Source organism: Paraburkholderia phenazinium (genome assembly GCF_900141745.1).
Lineage (GTDB): Bacteria > Pseudomonadota > Gammaproteobacteria > Burkholderiales > Burkholderiaceae > Paraburkholderia > Paraburkholderia phenazinium_B.
In genome coordinates, this window is sequence record NZ_FSRM01000001.1 from 1,514,397 (window position 1) to 1,534,445 (window position 20,049).

Genomic DNA, 20,049 nt, shown 5'->3' on the forward strand with positions numbered 1-20,049 from the left:
ACCGCCTGGGGGCGCGCATTTGGGCCGCACCCGCAACAGGATCAATGGCAAAAGCTCCTTATTCCGCGAGCGCGCAGGCATTGCCCCACCGCATGTCGCGCCTCTTCACCGAAATCCGCTGGATCCTGCAGGTCGCGCTTGGCGTTTTCCTGCTGATGGCGCTCGTCAGCTACAGCCGGCACGACCCGAGCTGGACGCATGCTGCCCAGGTCGACCGTATAGCCAACTGGGCCGGCCGGGTCGGCGCCTGGACCTCCGATATTCTTCTCCTGCTGTTCGGCCTGTCCGCCTACTGGTGGGTGGTGCTGCTCGGCCGCAGCATCTCGGCCAACTACCGGCGCATCACCCGTCACGAAGAACTCAACGAGGACAAGCCACGTGATGCGAGCTGGCTCGCCGAGGTATTCGCTTTCGTTCTGGTCCTGCTCGCTAGCGACGGCATCGAAGCGCTGCGCATGTGGTCCCTCAAGGTGCAGTTGCCGCGCGCGCCGGGCGGCGTGATCGGTGAGGCGGTGGCTCGGGGCGTTTCGCACGCGCTCGGCTTCACGGGCGGCACGCTGGCGCTGATCGTGGCGCTGGCCATCGGTTTATCGCTGTACTTTCGTTTTTCGTGGCTTTCCGTGGCTGAACGGGTCGGCGAATCGATCATCTCTGCCGTCACGTTTGCCCGTCTGCGCCGCGAGGCTGGCCGCGACCGCAAGCTGGGCGAGGCCGCCGCCGTGAAGCGTGAGGGCAAGGTGGAGCAGGGTCGCGTGCGCATCGAAGAGCACGAGCCGGTCATGATCGTGCCGCCGGTGGTCACGCCGGCCAAGTCCGAGCGCGTCGAGAAAGAACGTCAGGTGCCGCTGTTTACCGATCTGCCAGGCGACTCGACACTGCCGCCCATCTCGCTGCTCGACCCCGCGCCGGCCGCACAGGAAACCATTTCGCCCGACACGCTCGAGTTCACCTCCCGTCTGATCGAGAAGAAGCTGAAGGATTTCGGCGTCGAAGTGAGTGTGGTGGCGGCTTATCCAGGCCCGGTTGTTACGCGCTACGAAATCGAGCCGGCCACTGGTGTGAAGGGCAGCCAGATCGTTAATCTGGCGAAGGACCTGGCGCGGTCGCTGTCGCTGGTGTCGATCCGTGTGGTCGAAACGATTCCCGGCAAGAATTTCATGGCGCTGGAGTTGCCGAACCAGCGCCGTCAGACTGTGAGCCTCTCCGAGATTCTCGGCTCGGCTGTGTACGCAGACGCTGCTTCGCCGCTCACCATGGGCCTCGGCAAGGACATCGGCGGCAAGCCGGTGTGCGCCGACCTTGCCAAGATGCCGCACTTGCTGGTGGCCGGCACAACCGGTTCGGGCAAGTCCGTGGGGATCAACGCGATGATCCTCTCGCTGCTCTACAAGGCGAGCGCCGAGCAGGTCCGGATGATCCTGATCGACCCGAAGATGCTGGAAATGAGCGTCTACGAAGGCATACCGCATCTGCTGTGTCCGGTGGTTACGGACATGCGTCAGGCCGGTCATGCGCTGAACTGGGCCGTTGCGGAAATGGAGCGCCGCTACAAGCTGATGAGCAAGCTTGGCGTGCGTAATCTCGCCGGCTACAACAACAAGATCGACGAAGCGGCCAAGCGCGAAGAAAAACTGCCGAATCCGTTCAGTCTGACGCCGGACGAACCCGAACCGCTCACGCGCTTGCCGAATATCGTGGTCGTAATCGACGAACTGGCTGACCTGATGATGGTGGTCGGCAAGAAGGTCGAGGAACTGATCGCGCGGATCGCGCAGAAGGCGCGGGCGGCCGGCATCCACCTGATTCTGGCGACGCAGCGGCCTTCGGTCGACGTCATCACCGGCCTGATCAAGGCCAACGTGCCGACGCGGATGGCCTTCCAGGTGTCGTCGAAGATCGACTCCCGGACGATTCTCGATCAGCAGGGCGCCGAATCGCTGCTCGGCATGGGCGACATGCTCTACCTGCCGCCTGGCAGCGGCCTGCCGGTGCGCGTGCATGGCGCGTTTGTGTCCGATGAGGAAGTGCACCGCGTCGTCGAGAAACTCCGGGAACAGGGCGAGCCGAACTATATCGAGGGCATTCTCGAAGGTGGAGTGACCAGCGACGGCGACGAAGGATCTGCAGGCGCCGAGGGAACTGGCGCGGGCGGCGGCGAGTCGGACCCTCTGTACGATCAGGCGGTGGAAGTCGTTATCAAGAATCGCCGTGCGTCGATTTCGCTGGTGCAGCGGCATTTGCGTATCGGCTACAACCGCGCAGCGCGCCTGCTCGAGCAGATGGAGCAATCCGGGCTCGTGTCCGCGATGTCGTCGAACGGCAATCGCGAGATTCTCACCCCGGCGCGCGAAGCCGAGTAGGCGGCCTCACCCGCGTGGTCCGCTTAGGGAACATCTTAGATGAACATTCAAGTGGCCCACGCCCCAACATAGACGGCCGGCGACGCTGACCTTGCGCGTCGCCACCCCGTCGCCGGTCCGATTCAATTCACGGAGAATGATATGCAGCAATACGCTGGGCACCGCGCCCACCCTGACCGTCTCGGACATCTGGTTCGAACGCTCGTGCGCGGGATTGGCCGCGTCGCGATCGGTGCGTCGCTGCTGGTCGCGCAACACGCATTCGCGAGCGGAACCGAGCAGTTGAAGGCGTTTGTTTCACAGGTGCATTCGGCGCGCGGCGATTTCGTGCAGCAGGAAGTGCGCGCGCCGAGCAAGGCACAAAGCGCGAGCGACGCTGTGCAGGTCATGCCGAAAAACAGTACGTCCAGCGGCACGTTTGTGTTCGCGCGACCAGGCAAGTTCATCTGGTCGTACGAGAAACCCTATCAACAGATTCTGCAGGCAGACGGCGACAAGCTCTACGTATACGACAAGGATCTGAATCAGGTTACGGTGCGCCCGCTTGGGGGTGCCTTGGGCGCTAGCCCTGCCGCGATCCTGTTCGGCAGCAACGACCTGGACAAGAATTTCACGCTGCGCGACGCGGGTGTGAAGGCTGGGATCGATTGGCTCGAGCTGATTCCGAAGGCCAAAGACACGCAGTTTCAAAGCGTGGGTATCGGTTTTCGCGACGGCAATCTGCAAGCCATGGAGTTACACGACGTGTTCGGCAACGTAACCTTGCTGACCTTCTCGAACATCCAGAAAAATCCGCCGCTGCCCGCGGATGCGTTCAAGTTCACCGTGCCGAAGGGCGCGGATGTGATCAACGGCTAAGCGCGCATCGCAGCTGTTGGTCGGGTATTGCCCGGGGCCGCGCAGGTTTGCGCGGCCTTTTTATTGGGTATCTGCCATTTGGCGCGGAATATCGGCCTGTCAAACACTTAGGATGGCCCAGGCCTTACGCAACCAGGTTCTCGAGCTGTCGATTGACCAGAGGCTCGAGTTCTCGCGCTTCTTTCGCGAGGTTGACCTGCTTGGCTGACTTCGCCACTTCGAGCACGTCCGGCTTGATGTCATAACCTCCTCGCGTGTTCAACCACGCGAGAACGTCCCACAAATGCCAGACCGATGGATTGCCCTCGTGGACCGGGATGGGGAAATCGGCGGTATGGCTCAGCATGAGTTTGCGCATGTTCTGGCGCGAGACACCCGCTACGTCGGCCACGTCCGTCAGGCCGACGAAGTCCGGCGCGGCTTCGACAAGGCGGGCCGACGGCACGGCGCGCTTCACGTCCGCGAGCGCGCTCATCAGCGCGCCAAGCGCACTGGTACCCTCGCGAGCGAAGACAAGGGCGATGCGCCCCGGCTGCCCGATACCGATCGTTGCATCATCGCATCCTGCTTCCGCCAGACGTTCCACGATCTCGTCGTGGTCACTGTCGGCTGCTGTGAGCTGGTATTTCAAGGTGAAGTCGTATTCCATCTGTTACTCCTGCTTTTCGGCGTTCTTGTTCGTGCTTTGAGGCACGCGCTTTTGCCGGTGTGTCGTGCAATTGTCGACTACCCTTTTGAGAAGTCGAGCGTGATTCCCTGGATTCTTAGGCGTACTCCAGACACTGGTGATGCAGAACTCTCCGCACCGGCATTCCGAGTCGTTGTACGGACAGTACATTTTTCCCCAGGCGTGCCCTTTGCCACCGCTGCTGATGCGCCAGCCGGATGCTTCGGCATAGGCCAGTGCGTCTTCAACTTCCTTCTTTGCGTGTGTCCCTCGAATCATCAATAGCCTCATCATAAGTTCGTTGAATCTGGTTGTCAAGTGACAACCAAATGGATGTAGGCATGCTCGAGATATGTCGGCGATTCGTTTTCGGAAGTGTTAAGTGGTGAGGAAATCTATCTCGAAAATATGCATGCCAGATAGTAACTACATCATTCAGGCGTGGATTTCGCAATAGAAATGCCCCTCCGCCGGAAGCCATAGGACGAACGTAAAAGTCGAGGGAGAGGTTGCGAGTGGAGGCACAGACGGAGGGCGGGAAGACGCGAAAACGGCCCGCCTTGCACGGGCCGTCGAATCGTCGAATGGCTTCTGCTTACGCGTATTCCGTTTTACGTGTCGACACCATGACGAAATAGCAGAGGGCGCCGATTGCCAATGCAGGCAAGGTCGCGCCGAGATTTGGCAGCCATTGATTGATGGCCTGATACGCGGCGATCCCGATTGCCCACGAGATGAAGGCGCTCAGATGCCAGCCACCCGAGAAACCGTAACGTCCCTGCAGATCGGCGAGCGCGGCGGCCTCGATTCGGCGTTTGCGCACGATGAAGTGGTCCACCAGCACCACGCCGAACAGCGGTGCAAACACCGAGCCGATCAGCAGCAGGAAGTTTTGATACTTCGCCATCGGCACGAGCAGTGCGATCGCCGTGCAGAGCGCACCGAACGCCGCGGACAGCAGCGGCACCGTTGCGCGCGTCCAGAACGTGCCGGTCGAGACGGCGGCCGAGTGGATATCGGCGAAGGCGTTGTCGACTTCATCGATCAGGATCAGCAGCAACGCGAAGCCGCCGCCCGCTTGCGCGAGCGCACCGGTCAGCAGCGCGTCGCCGCCGCCCGCGGCGAGCCCATAGATTGCCCCGAGCGCATAGAACCAGATGTTGGCGATGCCGTAGCCGAGCAGCGTGCCGCGGAACGACTCGCCGGCGCGGCGGCCAAAGCGCGTGTAATCGGCGATCAGCGGCAGCCACGACAGCGGCATCGCGACGACCAGATCGATCGCGCCGCCGAACGACATATCGCCGGTGCCCGGACGGCGCATCAGCGCGGCCAGATCGTGCCTGGCAAGCAGATTCCACGAGAGCCAAACGGCGCCTGCCAGCAGCAGCCAGATTCCCCAGGTCCGCAAAAAGCGCCGTACGAACGACAGCGGGCCGCTAATCGCGAGCATTGTCGCAAGCAGGCCGAAGACGATCGTCCAGATGAGCGGTATCGAGAGACCGAACGCCTGCTTGGCGAGGGCGTCGGCGGAATCGCGCATCACGATCACTTCGAATGAGCCCCAGCCGACCAGTTGCACGGCATTGAGCACCGCGGGCACGGAGGCGCCGCGTACGCCGAGCGTCGGCCGCAGCGAGGACATGGCCGCGAGGCCCGTATCCGTGCCGATCACGCCGGCGAGCGCCAGCAGCACGACACCGATCACGCTGCCGATGCCGATGGCCGCCAGCGCACACGGTAGCGACAGCCCCGGCACCAGCAGCGCGCCCGCCTGCGCGACCAGCAGGCCGATGCCGAGCGAGAACCACAACGCGAACGCATCGCCGGTGCGGAACGCGCGACGCGCGTCGGGCACCGGCGTGAGCGGTGCGTAGGTGGAACCGGCGTCGCCGGCGAGTGGATCTTGTGCCATCAGGTGATATCCCTGTCGTTGTCTATGTTTGGTCGTGAATTTTGTGCTTGCACACGCTTCAGGCTCGTCGCGGCGCACTGACTGTCATAATGCAGGACCGTGCCGCAGATCGCGCGCCGGCTGTTTCGCTGGCCGGGCGCGCGTCGTGCTGGGTTTGCGTCATATTGCCGAACCAAGCCCGGAAAGCCGAGATTATCCACAAAACGCCATGTTTGAAGAAACCCGTGCCAACGTCCCGCTCGCTGAGCGTCTGCGCCCCCGCAATATCGATGAGGTGATCGGCCAGAAACATCTGCTCGGTCCGAACAAGCCGTTGCGGGTCGCTTTCGAATCGGGCGAGGCCCATTCGATGATCCTCTGGGGGCCGCCCGGCGTCGGCAAGACCACGCTCGCGCGCCTGATGGCCGATGCTTTCCACGCTGAATTCATCGCGTTATCGGCCGTGCTCTCGGGCGTCAAGGATATCCGCGAAGCTGTCGAGACCGCGCAAGTGCATCGTGCACATGGACATCAGACGCTGGTGTTCGTCGACGAAGTGCATCGCTTCAACAAGAGCCAGCAGGATGCGTTCCTTCCGCACGTCGAGTCGGGGCTGTTCGTATTCGTGGGGGCGACCACCGAGAATCCGTCATTCGAGGTGAACAGCGCGTTGCTGTCGCGGGCGGCGGTCTATGTGTTGAAGAGTCTCGATGACGACGAGCAGCGTGAGCTGCTCGATCGTGCGCAGAAAGAACTCGGCGGGCTAACGTTCACGGACGAGGCCCGCGATGCGCTGGTCGGCTCGGCCGACGGCGATGGCCGCAAGCTGCTCAACAACCTCGAAATCGTCGCGCGGGCCGCGGCGCAGCAGAAGACCACGGAGATCGACGGTGCGTTGCTCGGCAGCGCGCTCGCTGAGAACCTGCGCCGCTTCGACAAGGGCGGCGACGCCTTCTACGATCAGATCAGCGCGCTGCATAAGTCAGTGCGCGGCAGCAATCCTGACGGTGCGCTGTACTGGTTCTGCCGGATGCTCGATGGTGGCGCCGACGCACGCTACCTCGCGCGGCGTATCGTGCGCATGGCGTGGGAAGACATCGGCCTCGCCGATCCGCGCGCCGCCCGTATCGCGCTCGACGCCGCCGAAACCTATGAACGCCTAGGCACACCCGAAGGCGAACTCGCGCTGGCCCAGGCGCTCATCTATCTGGCGGTGGCGCCCAAATCGAACGCCGGTTACATGGCATATAACGAGGCACGGCGTTTTGTCAGCAAGGACCAGTCGCGCGGCGTGCCGGTGCATCTGCGCAACGCCCCGACCAAGTTGATGAAGGAACTCGGCTACGGCCACGAATACCGTTACGCTCACGACGAACCCGACGCATACGCGGCCGGAGAGACCTATCTGCCCGACGGCATGCGTGAGCCGCATTGGTACGAACCGACGCCGCGCGGTCTTGAAGGCAAGATCGGTGAGAAGCTGGCGCGTCTGTCCGAACTCGATGCGCAATGGCGCAGCGAGAACAAGCCGAAAAAGAACTGAACCGCCGATCAGTCGGCAGCCCGCGCCGGTGCGCTAAAATCCCAGACTCATACAACGAACTTCCGCTCCCACCCCATGCTTGACATCCAGTTGCTGCGCAAAGACCTCGACGGCGTGGCGAAACGCCTCGCCGACCGCGGCTATACCCTCGACGTGGCGGCTTTCACCGCACTCGAAGCGGAACGCCGCGCCGTGCAAACCCGTACCGAAGAGCTGCAGGCTCGCCGCAACAGCCTGTCAAAGCAGATTGGCGGGATGAAAGGGCGGGGCGAGGACACCTCGGCGGTGATGGCGGAAGTGGGCGGCATTGGCGACGAAATGAAGGCATCGGCGCTGCAACTCGAAGACATCCAGAAACGCGTGTCCGACCTGATGCTCGGCATGCCGAACCTGGCGCACGAAAGCGTGCCGGTGGGCAAGGACGAGGCCGGCAACGTCGAAGTGCGCCGCTGGGGCGCGCCGCGTCAGTTCGACTTCGAGGTGAAGGACCACGTGGATGTCGGCACGCCGCTCGGTCTCGATGCCGAGACGGGTGCGAAGCTCTCCGGCGCGCGCTTTACGATGCTGCGCGGACAGATTGCGCGTCTGCATCGCGGACTCGCGCAGTTCATGATCGACACGCATACGCTGCACCACGGCTATACCGAAATCTATACGCCGTACATCGTTAATCCAGAGATTCTGTACGGCACGAGCCAGTTGCCGAAATTCGCCGACGACATGTTCCGCGTCGAGAAGGGCGGTGCCGAAAATACGGTGACGCAATATCTGATTTCGACTTCGGAAATTTCGCTGACCAACACGGTGCGCGAGAGCATTGTCGAAGCGGACGCGCTGCCGATCAAACTGACGGCGCATTCACCATGCTTCCGCTCGGAAGCGGGTTCGTACGGCCGCGATACGCGCGGAATGATTCGCCAGCATCAGTTCGACAAGGTTGAGATGGTGCAGATCGTCGCGCCGGAAACGTCGTATGACGCGCTCGAGCAAATGGTCGGCCATGCAGAGACGATTCTGCAGAAGCTTGAGTTGCCGTATCGCGTGATTACGCTGTGCACCGGCGACATGGGTTTTTCTGCAACGAAGACCTATGACCTCGAAGTCTGGTTGCCGGCGCAGAACACGTATCGCGAAATCTCGAGCTGCTCGAATACCGAGACGTTCCAGGCGCGCCGCATGCAGGCGCGTTATCGCAACGCGCAGGGCAAGCCTGAACTGGTGCATACGCTGAACGGTTCGGGGCTCGCCGTGGGCCGGACGTTGGTCGCCGTGCTGGAGAACTTCCAGAACGCCGATGGTTCGGTAACGGTGCCGACGGCGCTGCGTCCGTACGTCGGCGGCATGGAGCGGCTGGAAGTTTCGGCTGCCTGAAACTGGGCCGAAGGTTTTCCAGGCCATAGCTTCACAGATTCTGTGAAAAGGGGCTTGGAAACCTGTTTCAAGTGTTCTATAATCTTCGCTTCGCCAAGCAACGACCCGCTTGGTTTAGGTGGTGGAGCGTAGTTTAGCAAGCCGTCGCCGATGCCGGAGAGGTGGCAGAGTGGTCGAATGTACCTGACTCGAAATCAGGCGTACGGTTTCCCGTACCGTGGGTTCGAATCCCACCCTCTCCGCCAAAATTCAAAAGAGCCCTGCAGAAGAAATTCCGCAGGGCTTTTTGTTTGTGCGGCTGATTTGCGATTCGTTTGCAACGGTTTGCAAGCCGATCCGTGGCGCGCCCACGACCTGCTCATCGTCTGCCCACCGGAGTAAAATTGGAGCGTGATTGACCCGCAACAAAACCCTCTGGTCCTGCGATGAAAACACCCCCCACCGATCAGCGTTCGCGTAAACGTCCGTCAAACCGGACGCTGACTATCCTGACCTGGCTGGTCGCCATCGCAACGCTGGGCGCAGGGGTCGGCTGGCTCGTCTACAGCTATTTCGTCGATATGGAAGTGCCTTACTTCGCCATTCCGCTCGTGCTGTGCGTACCGGTAATCGTGGCTGTCGCATTCCGGAATATCTGGGACTAGCTAGCACGCCTAGCCGCCACCATCCAAACCCAGCGCCTCTACCGCTTGCGGCGACCCGAACATGGCCGCCGCGTCGTGCCCAACCCCAGGCACTTCGATCAGCCTCCATCCGAACGCCCAGCCATTGCGTCTGGCGACTTCCTCTGCAGCGTGAAACGCATGTGTCCCACGGTCGTAGCGGTTGTCCCCTTGAGCTCTCGCGTGCTTGCCTTGTGCGAGCCAGCGTTGATGGACGTCGTCTTGCCCGAGCAATACGGTCAGCGGCTCAGCCAGATATGCGCGTAGAGCTTTCTCTTCCACTTCATCCGTGCCGAGTCCGTCAAAGCCAAACGGTATTGCAGTTTTCGTATCGGGCAGCACCCAGGTAGACGGGTTGGCAACGACCACACGCGCTGCCGGCACGGGCGCGTAGGCGGCGACCCGGTCCACGAACTGCGCGCCAGCGGAATGCCCAAGCAGGATATAAGGCAATTCAGTTTGTCCCGCTGCGTCCCGTGCCCAGCGCACAAGTCCCGGTATCAGGTCGACGGTGCGACGCCCGGCTGCGGACGTAGCCGAAGCACCAGAAGCAATAGACGCGGACGTCATCCCACCATACTGATACTCGTCACGTGGAAACCGCTTCCGATCGAACTGCGGCGCCACCACGATCGCACAGACGCGGTCCGCGAGTGGCCGGGCGTGATCGCGGTACGGACCGCCGTCGCGTCCGACGCCATGAAACACCAGCAGCAAAAACCGCGGCTGGCAGCCGCTTGGCCGGTAAGTAAATACCGGCAAATCGACGCCGTCTACCAAAGCAATCTGTTGCGCATTGCCTGGCCCAATTGGTTCGGCAAGCACCTGTGCCGCGCCAGCGGAAAACACAAGCGCGCCGAGTAACGGCAGCGCCATCCGCCAACCGTTTACGCGTCCCGATTGACCGCTTTCATTTCCACGTCTGCGCACGTTTTCCGCCCACGCCGGTTTACCTGTCAGCGGCCAATTATGCCGGTCCGCGTCTAACTCACGCAGCTTCCCAGCTTTTCCCCACGTCTAGCCCAGGCGCGACGCTCCCCGAACCCCACCCCCATTTTCACGACGCCTCTGCATCCGATTCCACACCTGCTGCGTATTTCGATCATGGGTGCGCAAATCCAACCAAATCCCACTTTTACGGGCGCCCTTTCCAAGCTGGAGACCTGCTAATGAGTCACCCCGTTTCGAACCCACAGCCACACGGTCAACGGATCGCGGTCGTCGGCGCCGGCATTTCGGGCTTGGCGAGCGCCTACCTGCTGTCGAAGCACAATCAGGTGACGCTCTTCGAAGCCGGTTCGTACCCCGGCGGCCACACGAACACGGTGGACGTGAAGCTCGAAGGCCATGTCCATCCCGTCGACACCGGCTTTCTGGTCTTCAACGATCGCACTTACCCGAATCTGATTGCGCTGTTCGCCGAACTGGGCGTGCAAGCGCATCCGAGCGAGATGACGTTCTCGGTCTCGCTCGATGAAGGCCGTCTCGAGTGGGCGGGCACGAATCTCAACACTGTGTTTGCGCAGCGCCGCAACATGTTCTCGCCGACCTTCATCGGCATGCTGCGCGACATCATGCGCTTTAACGGCAGCGCTGAGCGCAATCTCGATGTCGCGGCGCAGACCGGCGCCTCGATGGGCGATCTCCTCGCGGCCGGCGGCTACGGCGGCGCGTTTCAGCAGCACTACCTGTTGCCGATGGCCGCCGCAATCTGGTCGAGCGCTACCGCGGACGTGCTGAGCTTTCCCGCCACCACGTTCCTGCGCTTTTGCCTGAATCACGCGCTGCTGCAGGTCAATCGCCGTCCGCAATGGAAGACGGTGATGGGCGGTGGCCGCGAATACGTGCGGCGGATCGTCGGCAAACTCGACGACGTGCGTATCGGCACCCCCGTGCGTGGCGTGCGACGCGATGCTCAAGGGGTCGACGTGTTGACCGATACCGGTCCGCAACGCTTCGACGCAGTGGTGCTGGCCACGCATGCACCCGACACGCTCCGCATGCTCGACGACGCCGACGAAGCCGAACGCAGCGTACTGCGCGCCGTGCGCTATCAACCGAACATCGCCGTGCTGCATACCGACACGAACCTGTTGCCGCGCTGCCGCCGCGTCTGGTCGGCGTGGAACTATCTGGGCGGCCGGCATCTGGACGGTTCACGCCCGGTCTGCGTCAGCTATCTGGTGAACCAGCTGCAGCCGCTGCCGTTCGACACACCGCTAGTCGTCACGTTGAATCCGGTGGTCGAACCGGCGCCGGGCACCGAGTTGCGCCGCTTCGTCTACGACCATCCGCTATTCGATCTGGCCGCGATCGACGCGCAGCATCGCTTGCCGTCGCTGCAAGGTCGTCGTCGCACCTGGTTCGCGGGTGCATGGACCGGTTACGGCTTCCACGAGGACGGCCTGAAATCCGCACTGCGCGTCGCGGCCGATTTCGGCGCTTCGCCGGCTTGGGCCAAGCTATGAACAGCAGCGCGCCATACGAGCATCGCGAAAGCGCCGCTCGGCTTCTGGTCGGCCGCGTGATGCACGAGCGGTTGCGACCGCGTCATCATCGTTTCACGTACCCGGTGTTCTACGTGCGCTGCAATCTCGCGCGCCTCGCCACGCTCGATAGCTGGTGGTTCGGCATCAACCGCTGGGGTCCGCTCAGCCTGTTCGCGCGCGACCACGGTCCTTGCGACGGCACTGATCTCGACACATGGATGCGCGCGCAACTAGCCGAGGCCGGTGTGCCGGCCGACGGCGAGATCTGGCTGCAGGCTTTTCCGCGCGTGTTCGGCTATGCGTTCAATCCGGTCAGTTTCTGGTTTTGCCACGACTGTGACGGGGCACTGCGCGCGCTGCTCGCAGAAGTGCGCAACACGTTCGGTGCGCGCCACAGCTATCTGCTGACTGCGGACGGCGGTGGCCCGATCGATGCATCCACTAAGCTGACTTGCTGCAAAGTGCTGCACGTCTCGCCGTTTTGCCGGGTCGAGGGCAGCTATCGCTTCCAGGTCCGCGAGTCGCATCACGCGTCATCCGTGGTCATTGATTATCACGATGCCGACGGCCTGCTGATCCGTACTTTGCTCGCCGGCCGTTTGCAGCCGTTGACGCGCAGCGCAGCGCTGCGCGCGCTCGCGCACCAGCCGTTACTCACGCTCGGCGTGGTCGCGCGCATTCACTGGCAGGCGCTGCGGCTCTTACTCAAGAAGGTGCCGTTTTACGGCAAACATCCTGCGCCGGGCCGCACCGCCAGCGTTGCCACTCACGTTCTTGCAGCCGGTCTCGAAACCGGAGCCCCACACCATTCTTCGTCGATTGAGGAGACTCAGCCATGACGCTTTCAAGGACCCTGAGCGGAAGCGAATCCGCCCCTGCGTCGGGCCGGTTGTTTTTGTCGTTGCTCGAGCGGATTCGTGTCGGGCACCTGGTACTCATCACGCCCGATGGTCAACCGCGTGTGTTCGGCGATCCGCATGCGTCGCCCGGTGCGCGGCTCGAACTGCGCGACTGGCGGGCGTGCGGTGCGATCCTGCGCAAAGGCGACATCGGTTTTGCCGATGCATGGCGCGCATTCTGGGTCGATACACCGGATTTGTCCGCACTCCTGCGCCTCGCGATCCGCAATGAACGCGCCTTGCAGCGCACCGTCTATGGCGGCTGGCTCGCGCAGGTCTGGTACGGTCTGCGGCATCGCCTGCGCCGCAATACGCGCTCAGGCAGCCGTCGTAACATCCACGCACACTACGACATTGGCAACGCCTTCTACGAGCGCTGGCTGGATCCGAGTTTCACGTACTCGAGCGCCGTATTCGACGGACGCTTCGACACGTCGCTCGAAGATGCGCAGCACGCCAAATATCAACGCATCATCGATACGCTTGGCTTGCGGGCCGGCATGCGCATCCTCGAAATCGGCTGCGGCTGGGGCGGCTTTGCGATGCATGCGGCGCGTCAGGGTATTCATGTGCATGGCGTGACGATCTCCGAGGCGCAACTCGCATTCGCCGAACAGCGCGTGCAAGAAGAGGGTCTGAGCGATCATGTCACTCTGGAGTTACGCGACTATCGCATGCTGACCGCCCAGTACGACGGCATCGTCTCGATCGAGATGTTCGAAGCAGTAGGCGAGCGCTTCTGGCCGACGTACTTCCGCATCCTGCGCGAACGCCTTCTGCCCGGCGCGCGAGCGTTGGTGCAGACCATCACAATCGACGATTCGCACTTCGCCGCGTATCGTGCCACCAGCGACTTCATCCGCGAATACATTTTCCCGGGTGGCATGCTGCCGAGTCCGGAGCGTTTTATCGCGGTAGCGAAGCACTCGGGGCTCGCGGCTAATGTGTCGTTGGCTTTCGGCCGCGACTATGCCGAGACGTTGCGGCGCTGGCGCAGTGCCTTCGAGTATCAGCTCGAGGCGATCCGCGCGCAGGGCTTCGACGAGACCTTCGTGCGGACATGGCGTCTATATCTCGCGTATTGCGAGGCAGGCTTCGATGAAGGCCGTACGGACGTGATGCAGTTCGTGGTTGCGTCGGATCGTTGACATGCGCTCGCTCGTCGCGTTAGTGCTGCTGTTGTGGGCCGCTTCGGCGAGCGCCGACTGGCGCAGCGACGTGCAGTCTGCGCGGCTTGTCGGCGAGGGCGATTTCCGCGTATTTGGCTTCAGTCTGTATCGCGCGCAATTGTGGAGCGAACGCGTGCCGGTGGACTATGACGAGCGCTTTGCGCTGCATATCGTCTATACGCGCAGTATCAAGGGCAAGCGGCTTGCCGACACGGGTATCGACGAAATCAAACGTCAGGCGGAGGCGCCGATTGCACCGGAGACGCTCGATCGATGGCGCGAAGATATGCTGCGCGCGTTCGTTGACGTGGAGCCTGGCGATGAGCTGAGCGCAGTGTTTCTGCCGGGCAAGGGCGTGCGTTTCTATGCAGGGGAGCGCGAGACCGGCGAGTTCGATGATCCCGCGTTTGCGCGCGCGTTCTTTGGCATCTGGCTCGATCCGTCCACACGTGCGCCTTCGCTGCGCAAGCATTTGCTTGGCGACTTGCAATAACGCGCCGGCATCTACGCAGAAGCGCGTCGGGCTTTACTCCGCATGACCCGACGACGAACTGCCCGAGGCCACCGCTGGCGCACGCGCAGAGGAAGCGGCTCGCACGGTGTCCGCATGAACAGGATGCAGTGAATTCAGTGGATACACATTGCCTCCATATACCGTGGCTTGCGTCGAATCGTTGCCGCGTTGCGCCGCCTGCCCGCTTTCGGCATCGATGAACCGGCTGGAATCGGCCAGCACAGGCGCGAAAAACCGCAACGGCGCGGCAAGCGCAGCAACCAGCAGCGCGTGTCCAACTACAGGGTAGTGCTTCACCTCGACGGTATCGCCGGCCGCTCGTAACTTCGCAGCAAGACGGTCTGTGTTGCCGGGGTCGACGGTGGTGTCGCGCTTGCCGGCGGCGAGGAACATCGGCGGCTCGTCGCCGCTCGCGAAGTTGATGGGTTGGCTGGCGGCCCGCAGCGGTGCCGGAAAGACGTTCTTCAGTACCGGATCGGTGAGCGGCAAGAAATCATAGGGTCCCGCGAGGCCGATTACACCGCTCAGGTCGCGCTTGCTCATCTGCTGCGCGGCCAGATAGTGGCCGTCCGTTGCCAACAGTACGGCAATGTGCGCTCCCGCGGAGTGTCCCATCAGGAAGATGCGCGACGGATCGCCGCCGAACTCAGCGGCGTGGTCGCGCGCCCAGCGTACTGCCGCGGCTGCGTCCTCTACAAAACCTGGGAACCGGACCTCCGGCCAGGTTCGATAGTCAGGCAGGACGGCGACGAAGCCGCGCGAAGCGAGCGCCTCGCCGACGAACAGATAGTCGCCGCGCTTGCCGTTCTGCCAGCTGCCGCCATAGAAGAACACCACCACAGGCCGGCCGTGCGGGGACGCCGCCGCTGTCGCTTCGAACGGTTCGTAGACATCGAGTTTCTGGCGCGCGTCGCTGCCGTACGGGATGGCCGTGCTGGCGCGGAACGTCTGGCGGGGTACTGCGGCATTGAGCATGGCGGTTCCGCTGCAGCCGCCGAGCACGGTGAACGCGAGCGCGGCGGTCAAGGTAAGCAGGCGTCGAGGCATAGGAGGGGGTCATAGTCCGAAGGGTGGGTTTCGTACTATCTACGCACGGCAGCCGTCGGCGGATGCAAGCAGGCTCGCGCACGGCGTTTTCCTTTGCACGGGGCGTGGGCGATATGGGCTAGAGCGAAATTCCCGCTGCCTGAGCCAGTAGCACACCGTTCAAAGCCAGCACGGCAACCGTACCGACCACGGCGGCAACATTCGTCAGCCGGCTGTTCCTGTAGACGCCCATCAGATCGCGACGCGAAGTGAACCACAGCAGTGCGATCATCGGCACCGGCAGCGCAACGCTCAACACCACCTGGCTCAACACCAGCGCCCTGGTCGCGTCGACACCCCAGGCCACCACCGCAAAGGCCGGCACCATGGTGACGAGTCGACGCACGCCAACCCGAATACGAAAGCCGACGAACCCCTGCATGATCATCTGGCCGGCCATCGTGCCGACTACCGAGCTCGAAATTCCGGAGGCGATCAAAGCAGCAAGGAAAAGGGCCGCCGCCGCTCCACCTAGCAGGGGCGTCAGTGTATGCCACGCTGTCTCGATGCTGGCGATGTCCGAGTGACCCTGATGAAACGCACTTGACGCCATAATGACCATCGCCATGTTGATCAGACCCGCAACGCCGAGAGCAAGTACGACCTCGATATGCGAAAACTTCAGCAGCCTGGAGCGTTCGAGCTCGTTGCGCGGCGTCACACGATTCTGCGTGAGGCCCGAGTGCAAAAACAGAACGTGCGGCATCACGGTCGCGCCGATAATGCCGACTGAAATGGTCAGCGCGTTGCTATCGGGGATGCTCGGCTTGAAGGTATGCAGGAATACTGACGGCCAGTGCACCGGTGCGATCAGCAATTCGGCCAGATATGACAGGCCGATGACGCCGACCAGTGCGGCGATGACCAGTTCAAGCGGGCGAAAGCCCTTGCGTTCGAACTGCAGCAGCCCAAAGGTGACGGCGCCGGTGACCAGCATGCTGGCCATCATCGGCAGATGCAGCAGCAGTGAAACCCCGATAGCGCCGCCGACGAATTCCGCAAGATCGGTCGCCATCGCGGCGATCTCGCTCAAACCCCACATACCGTACACATAACGGCGCGGCAGCGACTCGCGGCACAACTCGGCGAGATTGCGACCGGTGACGAGGCCAAGTTTGGCGGACATCGCCTGGAACAGCATGGCGACGATATTCGCCACGGCCACCACCCAAAGCAGCGAATAACCGTAGCCCGCGCCTGCCTGAATGTTGGTCGCGAAGTTGCCCGGGTCCATATAGGCAATGGATGCAACCACGGCCGGCCCGACAAACGACAACATCACACGCGGGCCGCGGCGGCGTCCGGCGAGTGCTTCGCTAATGCGGAAACAAGTCTGCTCGGTCAGCGTCTGCGGCACGACCGCTGGACTCATGGCTTCGTTCATGACATCTCCTGTGTGTCGTCAACCCGGGTCAAGCGGTTATGGATGGAACTCCGGCCAACGGGGATCACGAACGCCGTCGAGGCGGCCCGTTGCCGGTATCTCGGGTGATGTGAGCAGCAGCTTTTCAGCCGCCGATGTCAGCCGCTCATGTTGAGCGAGCCATTCACGCCGTTCGGGAAGAATCCGCCTTTCACTGCCGCCGTACTGGTCAGGTACACGATGTTAAGCACATCTGAATAGGTGCGTCCGAACGCGAGGCCATTGCTGTCGAGCGGAACGATGTTGGATGTACCTGCGGTAGCGCCGGTGATGCCTTGGTCATCGTTGCCCACCTGATCGAGACTATCGCGCGCTGCGGAGATGGCATTGGCTGCGGTGATCAGGCTCGCCGTATCGAGCCCTTTCGCGTACAGCGTCGTGCGCACGAGGCCCGCGTGATAAGCCTCCGCTGCGAGGATGCCGGCCGCGGCGCTCAGGAAGGTCTTGCTCGCGAGCAAAGGTGCCGCGCCTTTATAGGCCGTCACGCCGACGTCCTCGAAGATGAACGCGCCGAGCAGAAAGTTGTTGTCGCTCGCATAGGGGTCGAACGCGACGCCCGCCGCGACGAGACCTGCCGCGCGCGCTGCTACCGAGAACGCACCGTTAGGGTTGGTGCCGCTCACGTCGATGGACGGCATGGCCACCGCCGACGAACCCAGCGCGGTGCGCAGGAACGCCACGTGTTCGCGTTCGTCGTTGGCGATCTCGTTTGCGTAGGCCTGCACGACAGGATCCTGGAACGGCACTTGCGCACCCGCGATGACGGTGCCTTGCGTGCCGACGCCGCTGAGCATGCTGGCCGGAAGTCCGCTACCCGTTGTCGCATAGGTATAGAACTGTGCTTCGAGGTACTCGAGATTGAGCGCGAAGTTGAGAATCTCTTCGTCGGTCGGCGCGGTGGACTGAGCCATCGACGAGACGCCGGAGCCACCGCCGCAAGCGCTGATCAGCGTGCCGCCAACGAGACCGAGACTCAGGCCGCCTGCATTGCGGAAAAATTGTCTGCGTTGTGTGCGTCGCTGCACCCGGCGCTCGAATGTATCGATTAGTTGTGCTGAATTACTCTGGCTGCTTTCTGACTTTTCGGACATGACCGTGCTCCTCAGATAGACCTCAGGAAAGCCACGCCATTTGCGACGCAAACGCGTACACAACAGGACAACTGACGCGATGCACATGCGCAAATCGCGGACATGAAGACACATCGCTGCTCTCGGACGAAGCTTTAGCGACGACTGAGAAAAGGCGAGTCCTCAACGAACTTTACGAGTCGAGTCCGTCCATGGATGCAGCGCGCACAAAAGATATTTGCGTGCGTTCGCAGCATTCCTTGCGAAAGCGCGGGGGCGGCTTCCGCTAGCTCCTGCCGCCATCCTCTGTACAATTCCCCTGATCGATGACCGGATCGGGTTGCCCGCGCGAGTGCTACACGCCGCCGCGTACCCAGCCGGTTTGCCTTCTTCACACGAACGCGGGCAACTGCTTTGCCGTCGCGCGTTCACGAACCTGCCCCGACTTCATGGCCATTACCTACAAGACTCCTGAGGACATCGCCGCGCTGCGAATCGCGGGACGCCTCGCGGCCGACGTCCTCGCGATGATCGGCGAACACGTGCAGGCCGGTATCTCGACGGACGAACTTGACGCGCTGTGTAACGACTACATCGTCAATACCCAGAAAGCGGTTCCGGCGAATGTCGGCTACCTGGGATTTCCAAAGACGGTCTGCACCTCCGTGAACCAGGTGGTTTGCCACGGCATCCCTAACCGGACCGAAGTCCTCAAGGACGGCGATATCATCAATATCGACGTGGCCGTGATCAAGGACGGCTACTTCGGCGACACCAGCCGCATGTATTGCGTCGGCAAGCCGAGCACGGTGGCGCGGCAACTGATCGACACCACCTATGAGGCGATGGTCGCCGGCATGCGTCAGGTAAAGCCGGGCGCGACGCTCGGCGATGTGGGCCATGCGATCCAGAAGACCGCACAGCGCGACGGTTTTTCGATCGTGCGCGACTACTGCGGGCATGGCATCGGCAAGGTGTATCACGAAGATCCACAGGTGCTGCACTACGGCCAGCCGGGGCAGGGCATCCGTCTGAGGCCGGGCATGGTGTTCACGATCGAGCCGATGATCAACGCGGGACGCGCCGGCACCACGGTCCTGCGCGACGGCTGGACAGTGGTTACCAAAGACCGTTCGTTGTCTGCGCAATGGGAGCACATGGTCGCCGTCACGGAAGACGGTTTCGAGCTGTTGACGCCCTGGCCGGACGGCACGGGCAGCTATCAGGCGCCGTGAAGATCCCCCGAGAGAAAAGAGATAAGCGGGTGTCGTCAAGGGCGCTCGCCCACAGATCCGGAAAATAAGGATTTGACTCCCGCGCCGGTTCGGTTAAAGCTACGCCTTAGTGTTTCAAGGGGTTTTCGTCTGCATGAGTCCGTCATTGACCGTTCGCCGCATCGCCGCTGAGCAGGGCGCAGTATTCCGCGAACTCCGTACTGCGTCGCTGCGGGAGGCGCCCTATGCCTTCGGCGAGACGCTCGAGGATGCCCTGTCGGTCGACGCCGCAAGCTTCGATGCTACCGCTGCCAGCCACGCGGTCTCGACGGTGGCTACGTCGTTCATTCTCTATACCGAGGGCCATCCCGCCGGGCTGATCGAAGCGCATTTCGAAGACAGCGCCGCGCGCCGTGCCTTTGTAGGCGAGCTGTGGGTGGCGCCTGCGGTGCGTCATCTGCGCGGCGGCGAGCTGCTCGTCAATACCGCCAGCGAGTGGCTGGCCGCTGAAGGCGCCGAGGAAATCTACGCATGGGTGGCCGACGCCAATCGCACGGCGATGCGCTTTTACGAGCGCCTCGGCTTCGGCCCGACCGGCGAGCATGCCCGCACGGCACGCTGGCCCGACCAGTCGGAAAGCCTGCTGGTGCGCCACGTACAGCGCGCCTCGCAAGCCTCCTCCCAGTGATCCGCCGAGCGGTCCCGCCGGGCGCCGCTCCCTTCCTGCCTACGCTGCTGTTGCGTCCGCCGTCGCCGGTTGGGCAGCGGCATTTATCCCTCTCGCCGAAAATACTGGCTCCACGCGTGGACGCCTGTAAAATACGCAAAATTTT

General features: G+C 62.5%; 18 protein-coding genes and 1 tRNA gene. 12 read left to right on the top strand and 7 right to left on the bottom strand.

Features of this window, described 5'->3' with window-relative positions; genetic code table 11:
- The first annotated feature begins 44 nt into the window (after positions 1-44).
- Both BUS06_RS07070 and lolA read left to right on the top strand, forming a co-directional pair.
- Positions 45-2,360 (top strand): DNA translocase FtsK, encoded by a 2,316-nt coding sequence (locus BUS06_RS07070; protein WP_074263635.1) that lies wholly within the window; start codon positions 45-47, stop codon positions 2,358-2,360.
- A gap of 141 nt (positions 2,361-2,501) precedes the next feature.
- On the top strand, positions 2,502-3,218 hold the full coding sequence (gene lolA / locus BUS06_RS07075) for an outer membrane lipoprotein chaperone LolA (protein ID WP_074263636.1): 717 nt from the start codon (positions 2,502-2,504) through the stop codon (positions 3,216-3,218).
- Positions 3,219-3,342: 124 nt separating this feature from the next.
- Here the strand turns inward: lolA and BUS06_RS07080 are convergent, their stop codons facing one another.
- The 3 genes from BUS06_RS07080 to cytX form a co-directional block, all read right to left on the bottom strand.
- Positions 3,343-3,867 carry a helix-turn-helix transcriptional regulator gene (locus tag BUS06_RS07080; RefSeq protein WP_074263637.1) on the bottom strand — a complete coding sequence of 175 codons (525 nt, stop codon included), beginning with the start codon at positions 3,865-3,867 and terminating at the stop codon, positions 3,343-3,345.
- A 3-nt stretch (positions 3,868-3,870) separates the two neighbouring features.
- On the bottom strand, positions 3,871-4,164 hold the full coding sequence (locus tag BUS06_RS38150; protein ID WP_074265949.1) for a hypothetical protein: 294 nt from the start codon (positions 4,162-4,164) through the stop codon (positions 3,871-3,873).
- A 316-nt stretch (positions 4,165-4,480) separates the two neighbouring features.
- Entirely contained in the window at positions 4,481-5,797 is a 1,317-nt protein-coding gene (gene cytX, locus BUS06_RS07090; protein ID WP_074263638.1) for a putative hydroxymethylpyrimidine transporter CytX, read from the bottom strand.
- A gap of 208 nt (positions 5,798-6,005) precedes the next feature.
- On the opposite strand from cytX, the gene BUS06_RS07095 reads away from it, so the two are divergent.
- The 4 genes from BUS06_RS07095 (at position 6,006) to BUS06_RS07110 (ending at position 9,334) form a co-directional block, all read left to right on the top strand.
- Positions 6,006-7,319, top strand: coding sequence for a replication-associated recombination protein A (locus BUS06_RS07095; protein ID WP_074263639.1), 1,314 nt, complete (start codon positions 6,006-6,008; stop codon positions 7,317-7,319).
- 75 nt (positions 7,320-7,394) lie between these two features.
- Positions 7,395-8,690, top strand: coding sequence for a serine--tRNA ligase (gene serS / locus BUS06_RS07100; RefSeq protein ID WP_074263640.1), 1,296 nt, complete (start codon positions 7,395-7,397; stop codon positions 8,688-8,690).
- A 155-nt stretch (positions 8,691-8,845) separates the two neighbouring features.
- A tRNA-Ser gene (locus BUS06_RS07105) sits at positions 8,846-8,935 on the top strand.
- 180 nt (positions 8,936-9,115) lie between these two features.
- Positions 9,116-9,334, top strand: a complete 219-nt coding sequence (locus BUS06_RS07110) for a hypothetical protein (RefSeq protein WP_074263641.1) — start codon at positions 9,116-9,118, stop codon at positions 9,332-9,334.
- Positions 9,335-9,343: 9 nt separating this feature from the next.
- Here BUS06_RS07110 and BUS06_RS07115 read toward each other — a convergent pair whose 3' ends face one another.
- The gene (locus tag BUS06_RS07115; RefSeq protein WP_143787469.1) at positions 9,344-10,228 is read right to left on the bottom strand and encodes an alpha/beta fold hydrolase; all 885 of its coding nucleotides are present in this window, start codon (positions 10,226-10,228) and stop codon (positions 9,344-9,346) included.
- Positions 10,229-10,521: 293 nt separating this feature from the next.
- Between BUS06_RS07115 and BUS06_RS07120 the strand changes: the two genes are divergently transcribed.
- Genes BUS06_RS07120 through BUS06_RS07135 form a run of 4 tightly spaced genes read left to right on the top strand, consistent with a single transcriptional unit; the run spans position 10,522 to position 14,402 of the window.
- The gene (locus BUS06_RS07120) at positions 10,522-11,820 is read left to right on the top strand and encodes an NAD(P)/FAD-dependent oxidoreductase (RefSeq protein ID WP_074263642.1); all 1,299 of its coding nucleotides are present in this window, start codon (positions 10,522-10,524) and stop codon (positions 11,818-11,820) included.
- Positions 11,817-12,680, top strand: coding sequence for a DUF1365 domain-containing protein (locus BUS06_RS07125; RefSeq protein ID WP_074263643.1), 864 nt, complete (start codon positions 11,817-11,819; stop codon positions 12,678-12,680). Before BUS06_RS07120 ends, BUS06_RS07125 begins: the two co-directional genes overlap by 4 nt.
- A complete protein-coding gene (locus BUS06_RS07130) occupies positions 12,677-13,888 on the top strand; it encodes an SAM-dependent methyltransferase (protein WP_074263644.1) in 1,212 nt (403 codons plus the stop codon). The genes BUS06_RS07125 and BUS06_RS07130 overlap by 4 nt, the downstream gene beginning before the upstream one ends.
- Before the next feature lies 1 nt (position 13,889).
- Positions 13,890-14,402 carry a chalcone isomerase family protein gene (locus BUS06_RS07135; protein WP_074263645.1) on the top strand — a complete coding sequence of 171 codons (513 nt, stop codon included), beginning with the start codon at positions 13,890-13,892 and terminating at the stop codon, positions 14,400-14,402.
- A gap of 33 nt (positions 14,403-14,435) precedes the next feature.
- Here BUS06_RS07135 and BUS06_RS07140 read toward each other — a convergent pair whose 3' ends face one another.
- From BUS06_RS07140 to BUS06_RS07150, 3 genes are all read right to left on the bottom strand, one after another.
- A complete protein-coding gene (locus tag BUS06_RS07140; protein ID WP_083611359.1) occupies positions 14,436-15,470 on the bottom strand; it encodes an alpha/beta hydrolase in 1,035 nt (344 codons plus the stop codon).
- Between the two features lie 118 nt (positions 15,471-15,588).
- Positions 15,589-16,893, bottom strand: a complete 1,305-nt coding sequence (locus BUS06_RS07145; protein ID WP_074263646.1) for an Nramp family divalent metal transporter — start codon at positions 16,891-16,893, stop codon at positions 15,589-15,591.
- A gap of 137 nt (positions 16,894-17,030) precedes the next feature.
- Entirely contained in the window at positions 17,031-18,023 is a 993-nt protein-coding gene (locus BUS06_RS07150; protein WP_074263647.1) for a ferritin-like domain-containing protein, read from the bottom strand.
- Between the two features lie 428 nt (positions 18,024-18,451).
- Between BUS06_RS07150 and map the strand changes: the two genes are divergently transcribed.
- Positions 18,452-19,237 (top strand): type I methionyl aminopeptidase, encoded by a 786-nt coding sequence (gene map / locus BUS06_RS07155; protein WP_074263648.1) that lies wholly within the window; start codon positions 18,452-18,454, stop codon positions 19,235-19,237.
- A 133-nt stretch (positions 19,238-19,370) separates the two neighbouring features.
- Positions 19,371-19,904 carry a GNAT family N-acetyltransferase gene (locus BUS06_RS07160; protein WP_074263649.1) on the top strand — a complete coding sequence of 178 codons (534 nt, stop codon included), beginning with the start codon at positions 19,371-19,373 and terminating at the stop codon, positions 19,902-19,904.
- Positions 19,905-20,049 lie beyond the last annotated feature (145 nt).